The organism is Chitinophaga caeni (assembly GCF_002557795.1).
Lineage (GTDB): Bacteria > Bacteroidota > Bacteroidia > Chitinophagales > Chitinophagaceae > Chitinophaga > Chitinophaga caeni.
In genome coordinates this window covers 1,088,792-1,109,591 of the sequence record NZ_CP023777.1, presented here as the reverse complement: position 1 = coordinate 1,109,591, position 20,800 = coordinate 1,088,792, and the positions used below count along the sequence as shown (strand labels likewise).

Annotated in this window: 14 protein-coding genes and 1 pseudogene; 9 read left to right on the top strand and 6 right to left on the bottom strand. The window is 41.7% G+C overall.

Annotated features, from left to right (window positions below; genetic code table 11):
• Position 1 precedes the first annotated feature (1 nt).
• Positions 2-1,975 carry a BatD family protein gene (locus COR50_RS04620; RefSeq protein WP_098192903.1) on the bottom strand — a complete coding sequence of 658 codons (1,974 nt, stop codon included), beginning with the start codon at positions 1,973-1,975 and terminating at the stop codon, positions 2-4.
• 131 nt (positions 1,976-2,106) lie between these two features.
• A complete protein-coding gene (locus COR50_RS04615; protein ID WP_098192902.1) occupies positions 2,107-2,814 on the bottom strand; it encodes an SDR family oxidoreductase in 708 nt (235 codons plus the stop codon).
• Between the two features lie 173 nt (positions 2,815-2,987).
• Between COR50_RS04615 and COR50_RS04610 the strand changes: the two genes are divergently transcribed.
• A complete protein-coding gene (locus tag COR50_RS04610) occupies positions 2,988-3,683 on the top strand; it encodes a YjjG family noncanonical pyrimidine nucleotidase (RefSeq protein ID WP_098196098.1) in 696 nt (231 codons plus the stop codon).
• Positions 3,684-4,105: 422 nt separating this feature from the next.
• Here the strand turns inward: COR50_RS04610 and COR50_RS04600 are convergent, their stop codons facing one another.
• From COR50_RS04600 to COR50_RS04585, 4 genes are all read right to left on the bottom strand, one after another.
• Positions 4,106-4,765 (bottom strand): phosphatidylserine decarboxylase family protein, encoded by a 660-nt coding sequence (locus COR50_RS04600; RefSeq protein ID WP_098192900.1) that lies wholly within the window; start codon positions 4,763-4,765, stop codon positions 4,106-4,108.
• A 127-nt stretch (positions 4,766-4,892) separates the two neighbouring features.
• The gene (locus COR50_RS04595; protein WP_098192899.1) at positions 4,893-5,768 is read right to left on the bottom strand and encodes a phosphatidate cytidylyltransferase; all 876 of its coding nucleotides are present in this window, start codon (positions 5,766-5,768) and stop codon (positions 4,893-4,895) included.
• A gap of 67 nt (positions 5,769-5,835) precedes the next feature.
• On the bottom strand, positions 5,836-6,060 hold the full coding sequence (locus COR50_RS04590) for a putative signal transducing protein (protein ID WP_098192898.1): 225 nt from the start codon (positions 6,058-6,060) through the stop codon (positions 5,836-5,838).
• A gap of 23 nt (positions 6,061-6,083) precedes the next feature.
• Positions 6,084-7,010: a CPBP family intramembrane glutamic endopeptidase gene (locus COR50_RS04585; protein WP_098192897.1), complete on the bottom strand. Its 927-nt coding sequence runs from the start codon at positions 7,008-7,010 to the stop codon at positions 6,084-6,086.
• 160 nt (positions 7,011-7,170) lie between these two features.
• Here COR50_RS04585 and dusB point away from each other — a divergent pair, with 160 nt between their 5' ends.
• The 8 genes and pseudogenes from dusB (at position 7,171) to COR50_RS04545 (ending at position 20,693) form a co-directional block, all read left to right on the top strand.
• A complete protein-coding gene (gene dusB, locus COR50_RS04580; protein WP_098192896.1) occupies positions 7,171-8,241 on the top strand; it encodes a tRNA dihydrouridine synthase DusB in 1,071 nt (356 codons plus the stop codon).
• A 94-nt stretch (positions 8,242-8,335) separates the two neighbouring features.
• On the top strand, positions 8,336-8,905 hold the full coding sequence (locus tag COR50_RS04575; RefSeq protein WP_098192895.1) for an HNH endonuclease: 570 nt from the start codon (positions 8,336-8,338) through the stop codon (positions 8,903-8,905).
• Between the two features lie 578 nt (positions 8,906-9,483).
• Positions 9,484-10,284, top strand: a complete 801-nt coding sequence (gene proC / locus COR50_RS04570; protein ID WP_098192894.1) for a pyrroline-5-carboxylate reductase — start codon at positions 9,484-9,486, stop codon at positions 10,282-10,284.
• 132 nt (positions 10,285-10,416) lie between these two features.
• A pseudogene (locus COR50_RS04565) lies at positions 10,417-10,638 on the top strand (HigA family addiction module antitoxin); the annotation flags it as partial.
• Between the two features lie 654 nt (positions 10,639-11,292).
• Entirely contained in the window at positions 11,293-12,900 is a 1,608-nt protein-coding gene (locus tag COR50_RS04560; protein WP_098192892.1) for a DUF6377 domain-containing protein, read from the top strand.
• Positions 12,901-13,580: 680 nt separating this feature from the next.
• Positions 13,581-16,523 (top strand): SusC/RagA family TonB-linked outer membrane protein, encoded by a 2,943-nt coding sequence (locus COR50_RS04555; protein ID WP_098192891.1) that lies wholly within the window; start codon positions 13,581-13,583, stop codon positions 16,521-16,523.
• A gap of 26 nt (positions 16,524-16,549) precedes the next feature.
• Positions 16,550-18,094 carry a RagB/SusD family nutrient uptake outer membrane protein gene (locus tag COR50_RS04550; protein WP_098192890.1) on the top strand — a complete coding sequence of 515 codons (1,545 nt, stop codon included), beginning with the start codon at positions 16,550-16,552 and terminating at the stop codon, positions 18,092-18,094.
• A gap of 139 nt (positions 18,095-18,233) precedes the next feature.
• A complete protein-coding gene (locus COR50_RS04545; protein ID WP_098192889.1) occupies positions 18,234-20,693 on the top strand; it encodes a glycoside hydrolase family 31 protein in 2,460 nt (819 codons plus the stop codon).
• Positions 20,694-20,800 lie beyond the last annotated feature (107 nt).

The window sequence follows — 20,800 nt, the reverse complement described above, 5'->3', positions numbered from 1 at the left end:
ATTACGCAGCTTGCTTCTTTAAGGCTGTTTCCATATCGCTAATTACAGTAATGGCTTGCTCATAAGTAGTTCGACGAACATCGTGACTGTTAGAAGGCGCATACAAGGCGATTTCACAATTATCTAGCAGCACGAATAAGTTATTCGAAATGGCAGGGTCGATTTGCTCCGCAGCCAAGCGATCTTGAATAACCTGTTTATTTAATTCGGCCAATGGAATATGGAATTTATTGGCAAGGTAGCCCCAAACGGCACGGGATGTTTCTTCGTAAAAGAGCTTGTCCTTTCCCTCGTTTAAATAACGTGCCGCTAATTCCAATCTTTTTAAAGCTACTTTATTGGCGTGTTTATATTTTAATAATGATGCATTCTTAATCATATAAGCTTGTTGCTGTTTCTTCCAGTAGAAGAAAGCAATTGCCAAAACCGGCAATAATAACAAGGTCCAGAACCAAACACTTTTTAGGAAATAGGGAATACTCAATGTCCATGCTTGCGTGCCTGGGATTATATTTTTGAAGGTGTTACCGGCAGCTCCGGCCACAACAGGCGTTGTATTGCGCACCTTCTTACCTTGAGCAATATCTAGAGCTATTGCCGGGGATTGCAAGGTTTTATATTCTTGCGTCCCGGGATCAAAATATGAGAATTCCACCGGGGGAATAGTATGTTTTCCACTTTCCTGCGGCATGATTACGTATTCAAACGTTTTGCTGCCGGAAAGGGGGTTGCTGTTTTTATCAATATTATCGCTAACCTTCGGATCAAACACTTCGAAAGATGGTGGTAAGTCCAATTTAGGCGCATTCAGTAAGGTGATGTTTCCTTGACCTTTAATGGTAACCTTCATCGTAATGGCATCATCAGTCGTAATGTCTTCTTTAACCGGGGCCACATCCATGGAAAATTTGCCGATCGCACCTGTAAAACTTGCAGGTTTCCCGTCGGCAGGTAATGGCTTAACATGAACTTTTACTACCGGACTTTTAATCTTGTAAGGAATGTCCTCGTAAGTATAGTTAGGCCTGTTAAAGAAATCGTCGAAGAAAGGGTCATCTACCATACTGCCGCCCATCGCGTCTTTGAAGAAGGGATCATCAAAAATATCTTTCATGCGGTTATTCCTGCCACCGGGTACCTCCTTGATCAGTCGTACCTGGTTGTCTACCTCGGCAGGATCAAGCTCCAAAGTACCGTTCTGTAACGGGAAGAGCATTGTTTTACGGATGGTGAATACCTTAAAAGGAACGCCGTTCACGTATTCGGTTTCTGCCTGGGGTGGATTGGGTAATTCGATATCCCTCGCGGAAAACCCTTTAAAGGCCGGCACTTTCGTTACTGAGGAGTTCGTAGGAAGCCGGGTATATAATTTATAAGTAGCGGTGATTTGCTCCCCTTCATAAACGTCGGTTTTATCAACATCAACTTTTACAAACAAGTTTTTGCGCAACTTTTCATCGATGTTTTCATTCTTTTTCAGCACCCCGCCCATCACATCATCTTCGCCGCGGTTGTTGCGGCGGGCAGCCGGTGGCGGGTAATTCGATTGTTGTTGCGGGCGTTGCAAATTCCTAGCCTTACTTACCCCGATCCCAATGGGATTGGATTTAATCAAATCGCCATTCACGCGGGCTGTAGCCGCGGGAATCGTGAAATTCCCGATTTGCTTCGGTAATAAAACGTAAGATATTATGAATTGGGTTGTTGCCTTACCATTAGCGATAGTAGAACTTTGCATTTGCATTGGACCTTGAATCACCGTAAAATATTTAAACTCCGGTGGATCGAAGCTTGCAATATTGGTGGCATTTTCAAGTACAAATTGCACTTGGAACGGCTCATCTAAAGCTACCGAGTTGGAATTTGTAACAGTCACAAACTTTACCGATTGTGAAAAGCCCGCGGAAATCATCCCCAGGCAAAACAGTAAAGTAAAAAATATATGCTTCCTTATACAAACTAAACTTGTCATCATCGTTCAACAAATTTAACCAATGCCCTTGCGATTGACCTTAATTTTCAGTTAAAAGTTAGTTAAAAATAATTATATATAAATTGCCCTAAATGGCTTACCATGGGGAGTTTTAGCGGATGTTGACTATGCAATTATTCTATATCTCCAAGCATAGGTCTTAACACGATATCTTCTATAACGGTTTGGGGGGCCAGGTTATAGGCGCTCCATATGACTTGGGCAATATCTGCGGCGGGCATCAGGCGGTCTTCCGGGGCTTCGAACCCTTCCCAGGAAGCCGTTTTTGTTGGTCCGGGGCTGATGCTGGTAACTTTTATGTTATGGGGTTTGAGCTCTTCCCTTAAGTTTTTAGAGAACCCCAGCAAGGCAAACTTTGTAATGCTGTAGGAGCCCCCGTTAGCATAAGCTTTATGGCTGGCAGTAGAACAAAGGTTGAAAATATGACCTTTTTTCCGTTGAATCATGCCTGGTAATAAGGCTTTGGTTAGGTAATAGGCGCTGTATAAATTGACAGCCATCATCTTTTCCAACATTCCTTCCGCTTCTTCATGAATGGCCCCGGGAACGAAGATACCGGCATTATTCACCAGGATATCGATATGTTGAAATTGTGCTTTAATATCATCAGCGAAATTCATTACCTGTTCTTTTTCAGCCATGTCTACCATCGAAGCAAACACCTTGGTACCCGGATGCTTTTCCACTAAGCGGGCTTGCAAGTCCCCGATATCGACAGGGTTCCTGGCACATACCGCCAAGTTAAATCCTTGGGCGGCGAGTTTTTCTGCTACAGCTCTTCCTATGCCTTTCGTGGCGCCGGTAATTACAGCATTCTTCATCTAAATTCCATTTATTAAGCCTTAAAAATACATAAAAGACTTAACCTAAAGTTTAGTTAACGGGAATGGGAACAACTGTTGAATTCCCACTATTGTAGTAACTTTGCCGCTCTCTAATTGTGAATACATAGACATCTATGTATAGGTTTTTGAGGATTAAAGGCCAACGAATTATGAAATACAAGCATATATTTTTTGATTTGGATCATACCTTATGGGATTTTGAGACCAATTCAAAGTTGACATTGAAGGAGTTGTATGATACCCATCAATTAACGGAAAGGAATATTCCTTCCTTCGAAGCGTTTTATCAACATTACACTGAACATAACGACCGTCTTTGGGATCGCTTCCGTAAAGGCTTTATCAATAGAAATGAGCTGAGGACGAAACGCTTTTGGTTAACTTTCTTGGATTTCAAGATAGCGGATGAGAAATTATCTAAAACGTTCAGTGACGCTTTTTTACAGATTCTGCCTACTAAAACGGCTTTGTTCGACGGTACTACCGATGTATTGACCTATTTACGCAACAAAAACTACGATATCCATTTAATCACGAATGGCTTCGAAGAAACACAATTGTTGAAATTACGGAATGCGGGCATCAAGGATTATTTTACACACCTGGTTACTTCTGAAACCGCGGGCAGTCTTAAACCCCACCGTGAAATTTTTGATTATGCCATCGCGAAAGCAAACACGACGGCAGGGGAAAGTATCATGATCGGTGATGCCATAGATATTGATGTCTTGGGAGCCCGGAATGTGGGGATGGATCAAGTTTATTTTAATCCTACCCAACTGCCGCAGGTACAATTATCAACCTATACCATTAGGGAACTAAATGAACTGATGGGTATATTATAATTGAATTGATGGTGGGCTAAGCTGATTACGGTTACAAGGCTGATTATGACAAGGCTGATTATGACAAGGCTGATTATGTTGACAAGGCTAATTATGATGACAAGGCTCGAGAGCCTTGTCCCGCCGATCCCGAATTAATTTCCCCTCAAAATTTTTTTCACCCTCATGGCAGCAGGGTTTTGGGGTTGTATGCAACAGGCCATTGAATCATTTTGCTTAATAATTGTCCTTTCAAGGCTATCTTTTTCCGCAGCATTCTTAACAACAGCATTATTTATATTCTTGTCCCCGGTTTTTCCGTTTTCAGCGGAACCGCAGCTCGCAATTATGCCTGTAATTACAACAATTAAGAAAAGATATTTTATCATAAGAGTTATTAAGAAAATGCCGCTCCATACCGGGGCGGCATTTAAAAATATATATTAAGCAGGCAATTCGGCAATCACTGTTTGTCCACCTTTTACAACTTCATTAAGTTTTACATTGACTTTAGTGCCCACGGGCAAAAATAAATCAACCCTGGAGCCGAACTTGATAAATCCCATCTCTTCGTTTTGACGCACCTTGTCGCCGGGTTTGAGATAATTTACAATCCTTCGAGCGAGAGCACCTGCGATCTGGCGAACGAGGATGGCTTGTTTGCCATTATCCAGCACAACGGTATGTCTTTCATTTTCGGTAGAAGACTTGGGATGCCAGGCTACGAGAAACTTTCCCGGGTGGTAAGTTGATAATTTAACCTCGCCGCTGATAGGGTTTCTATTGACATGCACATTTGCCGGGCTCATAAAGATCGAAATCTGCAAGCGTTTGTCTTTAAAATATTCCGGCTCTTCAGTATCCTCGATTACCACCACTTTGCCATCGCAAGGAGAAATTACGAACTGCTCGTTGTAAGTGTATTGCCTGGCAGGGATGCGGAAGAAAGAAACAATGAATAAGAAAAATAAAATGGAAATAATTGATACGGTATAATTCAGGATAGGGGAATTGCTGCAGAAATAAAAAATTACAGCATTTAAAATTGCTAATACGATAAATGTTAATGCAATTGTTGGAAATCCTTCGCGATGGATCTTCATCTTGATTTAAGTTATATTGTTTTTGTTAAAAAGCTAATTACAAATGTGTCTGCATCTCTAATAATCCACGAAGTTAGGGAAGAATTACGAATACGTACCGGTAAAGAGATGTAATAAAGATTCCTTTTTATAGAAAAAAATAAATATATATCCAGGCAAGCGGCGCCGCAAAGATCAAGGAGTCGAACCGGTCGAGAAAGCCGCCATGACCGGGCATAATGTTGCCGCTGTCTTTTACACCGGCCATTCTTTTCAATTTCGACTCGACTAAATCGCCTATGGTGCCAAATATGGCGGCTATGCCGGCCAATACCATCCAATGTTGGAACGCCAACCATTGATAGCCCCAAAAATGACCGAATACACCGGCGGCAGCGATGGCCAAAACCATCCCCCCTACACTTCCTTCCGTTGTCTTTTTCGGGGAAATACTCGGGAAAAAAGGGGTTCGACCTATTAATGAACCCACGATGTAGGCCATGGTATCGTTGATCCAGATGAAAATAATCAGTAATAATGGGGCCAGGTAACCGATGTGTAGGCCAGTATTACCCACAGCTTGCATACCCGGTGTTAACCTCATATTTACCAATAAGCCAAAGGGCAGGGTTACATATAATAAACCGAGTAAAGAATATCCCAGGTTTTTTAGGGAAAATTGCTTGGCTAATAAAATCTCACCCATCGGCAATGCCAAGATGAAGATGATCGTCATCCATAAACCGATAAATCCTAACGAGATAGAATTGTAAGAACCGAAATATGGCCCTGTAAAAGCCATCATGGCAGCGCAACCCGCAACGATTACGCCGTACTTATGCCAAGCGGTGATCTCCTGGTAGCCCGGGTCAATGTTTCGAACCAGTTTAAAATATTCCTGTAAAGCAAATAAGTTGACCAGGAAAAATAATAAGAAAAAAGAAAGTTCATTCCACAAGATTCCCCCTAGCATTATTGCTACGAAAACCAATGCGGATATAGTACGGGTAATGAATGTTTTCATGATTGTCGGCTAAAACCTGCTTCGTTGAGGCCGTAAAATAATGAATGCTAGGAAATTATTATGCATACTAACCTTCATTTGTTGGGTTGCCTTCAGCGACAAGCTGTTTGGCCAGGGTTTCATTAACTTCTTGAACATACACCTCGTCTAAGCCGGGAATCATTTGTGTAAAGGACGAATCTTGCTTATTAACAATTACAGCTTCTATACCGTTTTCTATCAACATTCCCTTTACAATTTCAGCCTTAAAAGGGTCCCTGGTTTCGTAAACTTTAATCCAACCTTTTTCCATATATATATTGAATTTTGTAAAATTTAACTTATTGATATAACGCCTTCATCTTGGCGATTGTTGTTCCCATTACGGCCCTGGCGTTTCAGTAAGAAGAACAGTCCCATAACTATCAAAGCACTTGCCAAAAGCATGTACCAGGGCAGTAATTCATCATTTTCCATCTCCTTACTCACTTGGCCTATATTAATAAGATACGCCGTGATAACGCCGAGGGCATTATTGATGAAATGGCCTATGATAGAAAGCCATAAGTTATTACTAACCAAGTATATAGCTCCCAGTAGTACCCCTAGGAAAAACCTTGGCATGAAACCCATGAACTGGAAGTGGATCGCGCTGAATACCGCTCCGGTAAAGATGACGGCCACCCAACCATTTTTAAACCATTTGTGACAAATGTTTTGCATGGCACCTCGGAATAAAAACTCTTCGGAGATGGCAGGTACTACGGCTATCACTATTAAGTTGAATAACAATCCGCCGATATTATCGGTTGCCAAAATGGTTTTTGTCAATTGTTCGGCTTGATCTTCCACTTTCATCAACGATTCCGGCAATTGCCAACCTTGGTTCCAAACCGCTAAGGCCCCGACCAATGGTAAGGCAAATAGCATGATTCCTATTGCTATAGCACTTTGAGATATATTAGGTGTTTTGTTAATTTTCAAATAAGCGCCGATCTTTTCATGGCTGGCCCAATAGGCAAATAATAGGGCCGGGAGGAAATATGCGAATAATGTATAAAACATCTGCCCAACTTTTAAAGCGCTGATGGCTTGCGTATTGCTGGCTTGTAGGTTGTTGATGTTTTCATATGAAATCCCGCCGCTGATTAAAGGGAATACTCCTATCAAAACCAGTGAGTACACCAGGTTGAGCACCACGAATAAGGCTAACAAGATGGCGAGCTGCAACGAACTCGGAAATTGACTGAGTTTCCCTTTCATAAACTGTCTCTATATTTTTTTGCGTAAATTTACACCGTGTTTTTCATTAGGCAAGGAATACTTCCCGCCTGCAATGCGGAATTTTATACGGTTCACGGTCAGCAATATACGATTTTATGAACGGGTGAATTGTGCAGTAGAACCGCTAAATTAGAATTATATGGTTAAGATCGGAGATATAGAGTTGGGGGATTTTCCCTTGTTGCTGGCGCCCATGGAGGATGTGAGCGATCCGCCATTCCGTGCCGTTTGTAAAGCAAATGGCGCCGATTTGATGTACACGGAATTTATTTCTTCCGAAGGCCTGATACGCGATGCGATCAAGAGCCGTAAGAAATTGGATATATTTGATTACGAACGTCCCATAGGCATCCAAATTTTCGGAGGCGATGAGGAACCGATGGCTATGGCCGCCCAAATTGTAGAGGCTACCAACCCCGATTTGCTGGATATCAACTTCGGTTGCCCGGTTAAAAAAGTGGCCTGCAAAGGTGCAGGGGCCGGTATTCTCAAAGATATCCCGAAGATGATCAAGCTAACGGAAGCCGTGGTAAAAGCAACGAAGCTACCGGTAACCGTTAAAACCCGTCTCGGCTGGGATGATCAAACAAAGAATATCGAAGAAGTGGCCGAGCGCCTACAAGATGTTGGCATCAAGGCACTCTCAATTCACGGGCGCACGAGAACGCAAATGTATAAAGGTTCAGCAGATTGGACCTTGATCGGTAAGGTGAAGGAAAACCCGCGCATTCATATCCCGATTTTCGGGAATGGCGATATCTCGACACCGGAACAGGCTGTTGCCGCAAGGGCTAAATACGGTGTAGATGGTATCATGATCGGTCGTGCCGCGATCGGTTACCCGTGGATATTCAATGAAATCAAGCATTTTATGGCTACAGGCGAACATCTTCCGTTGCCTTCCATTGAAGATCGCGTGAAGGTGTGTAAGCAGCACGTAGTACAGTCTGTCGAGTGGAAAGGCGCCGTGGTAGGTATATTGGAGATGCGCCGCCATTACGCGAATTACCTGAAAGGCTTACCCGGCATCAAGGAATACCGTGGAAAGCTGGTATCGGCAGCCAACCTGTCGGAAGTAGCAGCGATTTTGGATGAGATCGCGATTCAATATAAAGGATATATTTTTGAGAGAACCAATGCTGAAGTTAATGTTTCGAATGAAGAAAGCGGAGAAGAATCGATAGCGGATTGTAGTAACATATATATGTAAAGAACCTGTATTAACCCCTGCCAGTGTACATTGTTTGCAAATAGAGTCATGCAATACGGGTACACCATGAGCGGAACCAGAAAATATAATTTGCATGGCCGCAGTTAAAAACTTAAGAAATGAAGCCTGGAAGGATCTGCTGATAAAACACCGATCTACCCTACGGAAAAAATATGCTGTTTCTAACATGGGAAGAGTTATGAGTTACTTGGTTTCCATGGAAGACGGCAAGCTGCTGAAAGGCTCCACCGTAGAAGGGTACACCGTACTCAACATCAAACCTGCGGATACTTATCAATCTTTATATTTACACCGCGAGGTGGCGAAAGCGTTTTGTGAAAAATCAAGCCGCGCGCAGAAATACGTGATTCACCTCGATCATAATAAGAAGAATAATAAGGCTACTAATCTCAGGTGGGCCACCAAGGCCGAAATGGAGCAACACCAACAAAATAGCCCCGCCAAAATTGCTTATAAAGAACAACAGAAACAGAAGGTTAAAGGACTGAAACTGAATGTTGCTAAAGTGAAAAGTATCAAGAAATTGTTGGCAAGGCCGGGACGGAAAACCATGAAACAGATCGCTGCCCAATTCGATATCAGCGAAATGCAGTTGTATAGAATTAAGAACGGTGAGAATTGGGGACACGTCACGGTTCACTGATGTAAGGTCACATCACTGATGTAAGGTCACGGATTTTTTAATGATTTAAGGATTTCACAGATTGTTTGGTTCAATCTGCTTGGATGCAGGTCGATGGAGGCTTTCTTATTTCTTTATTTTTTATCATTGTTGTCCGACTAAAAATGCTTTAAAGGTACTTGAATTCCTTACCTGATCAAGGATATAAGCGAAGGATGATACATTCACCCCCCGCCAAGTGAACCATGGAACTTTGCATTGTTGATAGCGAAGGGTAGCTTGGGTATACAGTAAGCAGTAGGAAGGCCAGATCGAGCGATCAAATTGGTGGCCGTAATGGCCAATTTTCCTTCTTGTTAATTTTTAGGAAACATATAAAGTAAAAAACCTGCTGTCTATAATAATATCGAACAAAAATGGAACAATAAAGCAAGTTTTTCATTCTTAACAATGTGCATTGTAGATTATTATGTAGCGACAGCAATAACACTACGCAACCGCCGTTGTCACTCACTTATACCGCGGTAATCCTTCTCATCTGTATTTTTAGAAAAACTCTAATGAAAAACGATGTATTTTAAGCCTATAAAGTTAGTGTTATGGAATTTCAAAAAATAGCTATTATCGGCGGTGGGAATCTCGGTTCCGCCATTGCTCAAGGACTTGTTAAGAGCGGTTTTTCTAATCCGGGCGATATCATTATTACTAAGCGTAACACTACTACCCTAGCCCATTTGCAAGCTCAAGGCGTCCAGGTACAGTCCGATAATGCTGCCGCGATCGCTGCTTCTAATGTGATCGTTGTAGCATTAAAACCGTATAATGTGAAAGAGGTCTTAGCCGATCTGAAAGCGATTTTTGATCCCGGAAAGCATATCCTGATCAGCGTAGTAACAGGTGTGAGTTTGCAAGATCTTGATCAAATTACTGTTGATGGCTTACCCATTTTTAGAGCGATGCCTAATACCGCCATCGCGATACAAGAATCGATGACTTGTATTTGTCACCTGGGCGCTACGCAGGAACAAATCAATTTCGTTACGGAGATGTTTAACCAGCTCGGAGTAACGGTTAGCATAGATGAAAAACTGATGGATGCCGCTACCGTTTTGGGGGCTTGCGGCATTGCATATGCGCTGCGCTTTATCCGCGCCAACATACAGGGGGGAATTGAAATCGGTTTCGATGCTAAGACGGCTAACCTGATTGCAGCGCAAACCGTAAAAGGCGCCGCCGAATTATTAATCAAGGAAAATCGTCACCCGGAAGAAGAAATCGATAAGGTAACCACTCCCAAAGGTTGCACCATTGCCGGTTTGAACGAGATGGAACACCAGGGGTTCAGCTCCTCCCTGATTAAAGGAATTTCCGTTTCTTATAATAAGATTGTGAAGGGATAAAATATGCTAACATACATTTTTACTACATCTCGTTTCAGTAAACCTGTGCCTAAACAAAAGAATTCTTACAAATATTGCTAAGATATTAATGAATGGGCATCAATAAATATGCCTTAACGATCAGCTTATAGGCTTGCAAAGGAAACATACATCTCGCAAACGAGGATTTCACAAATTATGAAAGGAAAGAGAGGTATCACCACCGATACCGCATTAAGGTTGAGCAAGTACATTGGAAATTCCGCTAAGTTTTGGTTAGGCTTACAAGATGATTACGATATTGAAGAAGAACTGATCAATAACGAAATTAAAATTAGCGGCATGAAAACAATCAGCACCGGGGTGGCTTATTAAAGTCGATAGCAATAAAATTATTTCTGTTCCTTTTACCATCTCTTCGTATATAAAATAATTCCCTACCCATTCTTTTCTAGTTAAATGATATTATATAATTGACAATGAATGTGTTATGTATAAGAATGTCTTGCGCAATCATAAAATAAAATATTATAAATTAAAATAAATGATTATATTTGTTTTGTCCTGATACAATACCTATGAAATGTCGTTAGTGACCGGAAACGGGAGCAACGAGCAACCGAATACACCTTTGAATATGAAACACCTTACAACTACCCGTTCTAGTAGGCGGGTCAAGCACTTTGTTTGTCATAGTTTACGCTACCCTATGTTTCTTAAAGAAATGCTTCTTTAGGGTAATTTGGTTATAGAGTTTTCCAATACACATTATTTTATAATAAAAAGAGCTTTAGTTAAACGTTCTACTGAAGGCGAGACCATGTCGTTGTTTTTATGATTTTTTAAATGGTAAGAACAGCCATAGTAGTCAAAATGAGAGCACCTCGCAGGTTTTGTACCTGGGGGTGCTTCTTTTTTTTGCGCAAACGATTAATTGTCATAACAGTTATTATTTTCAAAAAAATATGCAGCAAATAAAAGATTGTCGTATAATGCAGTAGGAACAATGCCATCTTTCATCGATCGTTTATGAAGCATTTAATTACTTGCTTGTTTTGGGTGCTGATTTCAACCGCGAACCTATTAGCACAAAATCCTATTGCCCAAGCCCTGGCGGATTTACAAATAACTATCCAAGAGGCTGGTAAATATGACATGAACAGGCGCAAAGAAATAGCGCAGTTAAGGGATCGATTGGTTCATACGGCTGCTACCGAACTTGAAACCCGTTTCGAATTATCTTCCCGCTTATGGGAATCCTTCAAGGTGTTTAAATACGATTCTGCTTTCGTATATGCACAAAAAATGCGTCAGATCGCACAAGAGATGGATGATCCTGCTAAGCTCGCCACTGCTAATATCAAGTTGGCCTTCGTGTTGTTGAGCTCCGGCATGTTCAACGAAACAATCGATTGCTTAGATAAAATCCGCACGCAATATATTCCAGCTGCCGATAAATCGATGTATTATTATGTAAAAGCTCGCTCTTACTACGATTTGGCCGATTACTGCTCCGATCGTTACTACGCACCGCAATATATCAATAAGGGTAATTATTACATTGATTCTGCCATTCAAAACTGTAAAGAAGATTCGTTTGAATATGGTTATTACCGCGGGTTGAAATATTGGAAATCGAATGATGAAGAAAAGGCAAGTGAGCAATTTAAGTTAACGGCAGATAGAAGAGACTTGACTTGGCACGAGAGGGCTATCGCCACATCTTCGTTAAGCACCATATATATAAAAATGGGCCGGGTTGATGAAGCTATCGTGCTTTTGGCACAAGCCGCGATGGCCGATATAAAATCTTCTACCAAGGAAACAACTGCCATCTTTAATCTTTCGGAGCTTCTTTTTAAAAGGGGAAATGTAAAAATGGCCTCTACCTGCGTAGAATATGCCATTAGCGACGCCACTTTTTATGGAGCCCGCCAAAGGAAGGTACAGGTGAGCTCAATTTTACCGATCATCGAGGGTGAGAAGTTGAATATCGTGGAGTCGCAGAAGCAAAAGTTCGTGATATATTCGGTGATTGCCACCTCGTTATTAATTGCATTAATCATCCTTGCAATAATCATCTTTAAACAGAATGAAAAACTGAAGGCTACCCGCAATCAGCTCATGGCCTCCCATCAAGAGCAACAGCGGATCAATAGCCAATTGCTGGAAGCTAATAAGATTAAAGACGAGTATGTCGGCTACTGTTTTCACACTAATTCCGCTTATATCCATAAAATTGAAAAGTTTAAAAAGCAACTGGAGCAAAAGTTAACAGAAAAAAAGCATGCTGAAGCGCTTTTCATCGTAAATAATATTAACATTAAACAGGAACGCGAAGAGTTATTCAAAAACTTTGACCGCATCTTTTTAAAAATTTTTCCCAACTTCGTGCAGGACTTTAACGCTCTCTTTCATGAAGAAGACCAGGTTAAGCTAAAGGATAATGAATTGCTAAATACGGATCTTAGGATCTTTGCCCTCATCCGCCTCGGAATTGCTGATAATGAAAAAATAGCTGAGATTTTAGAATACGCGGTGAATACCATCTACACTTATAAAACCAAGATCAAAAATAAATCGCTCGTGTCCAACGATCTCTTTGAAGAGAAAATCATGCAGATTAAAAGCCGCTAATTGCTTTTTTAATTTTTTTATTAACTAGCATTGCTCAACTAGATTGTTTAAATTCATTGTTATTATTTTTATTGAAATGCCCGTTGAACTATTACAAGTTCCGTTATTTTTTAACCCGTTCTATTACCAAAATCTAATATAATGACCGTACCAAGTTTAACCCGAAAACCTGTAAAACTGTATCAATTTACACTTAAAAACACCGGTAATTTAACCTTAAATCAGTCATATATAAAATTATGTAATATAAATTTATATGATTGATTATTAATGTTTTAACTGGCATAAGTGGAACTATTTTTACTTTAATTTCTATATTAAATTCATAATAGTTGGCCAACTTCTGCAAGCTAAGTTTCTTTGATACTGCTTCAATTATTAAGAAACGAAGTAATAACCAAAATCACGAAAGCTTGATACAAAACTGATCGATGCATTTTGTTTAAAAGTTCCATGAATTAGCAATAATGATATGAAACCCGCAAGGGCTACCCATGTCCGTAATTGTTCCACGTAAGTTAAAAAAGATGAAAAAATCCACGCATGGTAAATATGAAGCCCTCCGAACGGGCTAAACCTATTTCTACCATTATTCCATTAATTATTAAAAAAATTGAGTCCACCGTGGTCGTATGAAATATGTACACCACGTTTCCAAATCACGTTTTAAAATCTGCGTTATGATCAAAACTCGATTATTACAGACGTTTTTGTTTTGCTCGCTTTGGCTCTTATTAGCAAGCATAGCCAATGCACAAAGCCGAACCCTATCCGGCAAGGTGCTCGACGAAAATGGTGGCGGCATCCCGGGTGCCACCGTTCAAATTAAAGGTACTTCCTCCGGCACCAGTACGGACGATAAGGGTGCGTTCAAACTTACCCTTCCGGCCAATGCCAATACATTGATTGTATCCTTTATAGGCTACAAAAAATTGGAAGTTGATGTTAAAGGAAAGTCGGAGGTAACGGTTAATATGGAATTGGAAAATACGACCCTCTCCGATGTAGTTGTGGTAGGTTACGGTACTGCCCGTAAGAAAGATCTAACGGGATCTGTTGCATCTGTTAAAGCCAAGGATTTTAATAAAGGCGTGTTGGCTGCCCCTGATCAATTGATCCAAGGTAAAGTGGCCGGCTTGATGGTGATCAACAATAGCGGCGCTCCCGGTGGTGCTACCACGGTTCGTATCCGCGGTAATTCTTCCTTGAGAAGCGGTAACCAGCCTTTGTATGTTGTAGATGGTGTTCCCCTTGATGGTCGTACTGCCAAGCCTGCCTTTACTGGCGCCGTTGGAACTACTCCCGATTCGAACCCTTTAAACTTTATTAACTCTTTTGATGTTGCGTCCATGGAAGTTTTAAAGGATGCTTCCGCAACGGCTATTTACGGTTCCCGCGGTTCTAATGGGGTTGTAATGATCACCACGAAACAAGGGGTGCCAGGCCCCGCGGCCGTAGATGTAAATTATTCAGTTGGCTTCAGTAACCTGTTGAAAAAGCTGGACGTGTTAAGTGCATCGGAGTACCGCAAAGCTTTGAGTGATTATAGCTTAACCAATGGTGATTACGGCGCCGATGTAGATGCTTTGGATGCAATCACCCGTACCGGTATTACCCAAAATATCAATGTTGCTGTAAGTGGAGGTAACGAAACTAGCCGCTACCGCGCTTCTTTTGGCTATTTAGATCAAGAAGGGATCGTTAAGAAATCCGGCTTTAAGAAATATACTGCCAATATGAACGGCCGTTTTAACTTCATAGATAACCGCGCAGGATTGGATTATTCGTTGTTGGCCAGTCACTCCACGGAAAACTTGGCTCCTATTAGTAACGATGCGGGTTTTCGCGGTAGTTTAATTACGCAGGCGCTGCAATGGAACCCGACCAGGGCTTTATATAATCCAGACGGTAGTTTTAATATTTTGGATGATGGTTCTGCCGTAAACCCTGCCGCGATGTCGGCTGCAAATGATGATGTTGTAAATATTAACGGGATATTGGGAAGCATTTCCCCATACTTTAAATTCAACGATAACTTAGAATACCGTTTTATTTACAGTATCAACCATCAAGTAGGAGAACGCGAAGCGCAATTAGCATCTTTTATCAACATTCCCGGTATCTTGGGAAAAGGACAGGCTTTTTATGCTACTAATACGTTAACGGCACAATTGTTTACCCATACATTAAACTTCAATAAACAATTAAATCCTAACTGGCATCTTGGTGCAGTAGTTGGATATGAATATCAAAAATATGATTATAAAGGCCGTGGTTTAACTGCCAACACATTCACAACGGATGCCATCGCTTACATAGATGCTTTACAAGATGCACCGCAGGTAAATACCTCGATCAATTCATTCAGGAATCCCACCAGTGAAATACAGTCGGTATTTGGTAGGGTGAACCTTAACTGGATGGACAAGTATCTATTGACTGCAACATTACGTGCAGATGGCTCTAGCAAGTTCGGTGAAAACAACCGCTACGGTTATTTCCCGTCTTTTGCAGCTAAATGGGTGACCAGTAATGAAGAATTTCTTAAGGGAAACCAGTTCTTCAACTACCTCGCTTTGCGCGCCGGATGGGGAATTACCGGTAACCAGGAATTTCCAGCAGGCGCTTCACAAGAACAATATGGTACTACCAACAGCGGATCTGCCGGCTTGAACAATGTGGCCAACCCCGACCTGAAATGGGAAAGTACCAAGCAATTAAACGTGGGCTTGGACTTTAACCTGTGGGATTACAGGATCTCAGGTAGCGTTGATTATTTCCATAGGAACACCACTAACCTGCTATTCAACTTACCCACGATCCTTCCTGCCCCTGCCAGTACTTACTGGATTAATGTACCGGCTAATATTATCAATAAGGGAGTTGAGTTCGTGGTTAGGGCAGAAGTTGTTAAAAGCAATGATTTTAACTGGGCTGTCGGGGTAAATGCAACATTCCTGAAAAATGAATTGACCAATTATGACGGTGCGCCACTGTTAACCGGAGCTATCAACGGGCAGGGTGTAACCGGAGCCTCCGTTCAAAGGATCGCGAATGATTATCCTTTGAATACCTTCTATGTTCGCAACTTCGAAGGATTCGATAAAGACGGCCTTTCAATGTACACCGATGACGGTGCCTTGTTTATGAAATCTAACCCCAATCCTAAAACTTTGCTCGGTATAAATACGGAATTGAATTATAAGAAATGGACATTACTGGCCAGCGCTCACGGCGCCTTCGGTTACGAGATATATAATAATACGGCCAATACGGTATTGCCGATCAACGGCCTGGGAAATACCAACGTAGCTAAGAAGCTGATCGGCAATGGTGAAAACTTATCGAATGCAATCGCAACATCTTCCCGTTACCTTGAAAACGGTAATTTCTTGAAGATGGATAATATAACCCTTAGTTACAACCTGGGCGATGTGAGCAAGTTTAAAAATGCATCCATATTCGTAACGGGACAAAACCTATTCATTATCACTAAATATAGTGGTTTTGATCCGGAAGTAAATACGGATAAAAGCTTAAATGGAGTAACCTCGTTAGGTATAGAGTACGGACCTTATCCAACAGCTAGAACCGTACAGGTTGGTGTAAACTTTAGACTTTAATCATCCATCTACTAAAATGTATTATCATGAAGTTGAATAAATTTATTATAGCTGCCGCGGTTTGTGCTTCAACGGCTATGTCGTGTACCAAGCTTGATGAAAAACTGGCTTCCACAATCACGAAAGATGAAGCTGATTCCGTGATTACTGCACCGTCATTATTACTACGTGCATATAATGGCTTGCAACTACCTTACCAGGATCAAAGTAATTTCTGGGCATTACAGGAAATGACTTCCGACGAAGCCGTGGCTCCTACCCGTGGTGGCGACTGGGATGATAATGGCGCCTGGAGAGCCTTGAAACTACATACCTGGGATGCGGATCATGTATCGATAGGGAATGCATTTAGGAACTTGTTACAGCTACAGTTTTATGCTACTAACGTGCTGGAATTTAATCCAACACCGCAACAGGCAGCGGAAGCAAAGTTCCTTCGGGCATTATCTATGTTTTCGGTATTGGATGGTTGGAACCAAGTGCCCTTCCGCGAGCCGAATGCGAACTTGTTAAATCCTCCGAACGTTTTGGTTGGTGATGAAGCAACGAACTTTATTATCGGCGATTTGGAGGCTGTATTAAATGATCTGCCTGCGGAAGGACCTGCATATACTGCCAGCCAAAATGCAGCAAGGGCTTTGCTGATGAAGTTGTACCTGAATAAAGGAGCTATTTCAAACCGGCAGGCGCCGACTTTTGATCCTGCTGATATGGAAAAAGTAATACAATATGCAGATGCGATCATCGGTACCGGCAAATATTCACTTGCCACCAATTACTTCGACAACTTTGCATATAATAACAACATTATCTCTACCGAAAATATCTTCACGCAGGAAAATGGACCCGGTTTAAGTACCGCCCGCGGCGGTAATGCGGTGTTCTGCCATTGGGCCCCGACTTTACATTACGCGCAAGTGCCTAGCGGCTGGAACGGTTTCGCTACAGTTGGCGATTTCTATGACTTATACGAGGCTACTGATACCAGGTTAGGTGGAAGTTACCCCGGCTTTACCGAGCTAACAGGAACAAAGGTTGGTTACTTGATCGGTCAACAATATAACAAGGATGGCGTGGCATTGGAAGATCGTAAAGGGAACAAGTTAATCTTTACAAAAGCCCTGGAGCTACGCGAAAGTGGGAATGACCTGGAAGTGAAAGGTATCCGCGTGGTAAAATATGTACCGGATATGGTTACACCTAATGGAAGCAATAGTAATAGCGCAGAAAATGACTATGTATTTTTGCGTTACGCCGATGTATTGTTGATGAAGGCGGAAGCTTTGTTGCGCTTGAATCAAGCCGGCGCCCTGGCTATCGTAAATGATATAAGGGTGAAGAGGAATGCTTCCCCGCTCGCGGATGTTACGTTAGATGATATTTTAGATGAAAGGGGGCGTGAATTATACTGGGAAGGATGGCGCAGGCAAGACCTGATCCGTTTCGGTAAATTCTTACAACCTTGGCAACTCAAACCTAGTGATGATCCCAAAGCCTTGCTCTTCCCTATTCCAAACAACGATTTAGCTGTAAACCCCAATTTGAATCAAAACGAGGGCTACGCTAATTAGGTTCTAAATGTAAACAAACATCGTGATCAAGGGAAAGGCCGTGCCAGTACAGCGGCCTTTCCCTTCCCCTACAACTTTGCAGGCAATGTAAATTGACCTGCTAGGGATTTTATTGCATGTTCAAAATCAACAAATTCGTATGAAGTATCAATTTTTTTATTGTTTGATAGGACTTTGTTTGCTAGCTCCTGTTACCAAGGCGCAGCAGGTAGTTAAAAATACAGGTGATGTAACCGGGGTCTCAGTGAAAGAAAGTTCGATAGATATTCGTACTGAAAATGCTTTCATAAATATTTCAGTTTATAGTCCCAATATCGTGAGGGTTAGGATGGATCAACAGCAACTGGGGAGCGATTTTTCATATGCCGTAATTGCCAAACCCAAACCCGGAAATGTGAAGGTCAGCCAAGACGATGTTAACCTGCAAATACTAACGGACTCGTTAAAGGTTGTTATTCAAAAGAAGCCGTATTCCATTACTTTTTATACACTATCCGGCGAGGTGATAAACCAAGATGAAAAGGGGCTTACCACCAGTTGGATCGGTACCGAGGTAACTACTTACAAAAAGATGCAAGAAGGGGAACGTTTTTTAGGCTTGGGAGAGAAAACGGGTAACCTGGATAGAACCGGGAATGCTTATGTAAACTGGAACTCAGATGTATTCGGTTATTCAACTTCGCAAGATCCGCTGTATTCGACTATCCCTTTTTATATAGGCATTCATCATGGCTTGAATTATGGAGTCTTCTTCGACAATAGTTACCGGAGCACATTTAATTTCGGCGCTAGCAATAACCGTTTTTCAAGTTTCGGTGCGTTGGGAGGAGAAATGAATTATTATTTTATCTACCATGCAAATATGCCAGGGATCATCAAGAGTTATACTGATTTAACCGGAAGGATGCATATGCCGCCACTTTGGAGCTTAGGATACCAGCAGAACAGGTATAGTTATTATCCTGATACGGAAGTGTTGCGAATTGCACAAACATTAAGGGAAAAACATATCCCGGCCGATGGCATCACGCTGGATATCCATTATATGGATGCATATAAACTTTTTACATGGAATAAAGAGCGTTTCCCTGATCCGGCAGCCATGGTACGAAAGTTAAAAGACATGGGTTTTAAAACAACCCTGATCGTAGATCCGGGAATTAAAGTGGAAGCGGGTTACCCGGCTTATGAAAGTGGTAAGAAAGAGGATATTTTTATTAAGTACTCCGACGGGCAATATTATACAGGTCAAGTTTGGCCGGGCTGGTGCCACTTCCCCGATTTTACTGGCGAAAAAGGCCGTGATTGGTGGAAAGAACAAATGAAACGCTTCGTGAACGAAGGTATATGCGGTTTTTGGAATGATATGAACGAGATCGCCACCTGGGGACAAACCATGCCCAACAACGTTTTATTTGATTTTGAAGGAAAGAAAACTACGCACCAGCAAGCTCACAATATTTATGGGCTCAATATGATTAAAGCAAGCTATGAGGGAACCCGCGCCGCTATGAAAACCCGTCCTTTTATCCTGACCCGCGCTGGTTATGCAGGGCTACAACGTTATGCAGCTTTATGGACCGGGGATAATCGCGCTGAAGATGATCATATGTTGTTAGGGATACGTTTGATGAATAGCTTGGGAATGAGCGGTGTAAGCTTTACCGGTATGGATGTAGGGGGATTTACAGGAAATCCGAGTGTAGGTTTATATACAAGATGGATGCAGATAGGTGCCTTCATCCCTTATTTCCGTAACCATACGGGAGTTAATACTAAGTCCAGTGAACCTTGGGCTTACGGGGAGGAATCCTTGGAAGTAAACCGGAATTATATTAATCTCCGCTACCGATTGTTGCCATACCTGTATAGCAGTATGTACGAATCTACGCAAGACGGAATGCCGGTCATGCGTAGCTTGGCAATCGATCAGCCACATGAATCAAAAATATACGATACCCGTTATCAAAATGAATACGAGTACGGCCATGCATTTTTGATCATGCCATTTGAAAGTGGTAAGGATTACGGCAGCGTATATTTTCCTGTAGGTACCTGGTACAATTTTTATACAGATGCCCCGGAAAATGGTGATACAGAGAAAATAATTCCATTAAATTATCACCAGCTCCCGGTATATGTAAAAGGTTCCAGTATTATCCCGATGCAATCATTGATACAAAACACTGCTGAACAGCCGACCGACACGCTGGTGGTACATGTTTACAAAGGGACGGAAGCAAATACGTTCGTGTATTATGAAGACGATGGGAATACGTATGATTATGAAAATGGCGTTTTCTATAAAAGGGAAATAAAGTATGATCCAGCTGCCGATGAAATTAAATTTGGAACTGTTTCAGGAGAATATTCAAGCAATTTTAAACACGTTGCATTGGTATTACATGGTTTTGATCAAAGCCTGGACGGGATAAATGTTGATGGTAAAAAAATGAAATTGGCGCCTCAACAGATTGCTTTCTTAAACCCTATTTCAAAATTCGATCCAACAGGCGGATTTAATGTTGCGCCGCATTGCCAGGTAAAAGTAGTGGTCTTTGATAACTTGAATAAGGAGATAGTGGTCTCTCAATTATAATGCAGATCGTCTGTAAAAGGAAACTACTTTAGTGGAATTTTCGTAGTTTCCCGAAAAGTGTTCTGCCTTTAAGCGGAACACTTTTTCGTTATTAGATGTTGACAATT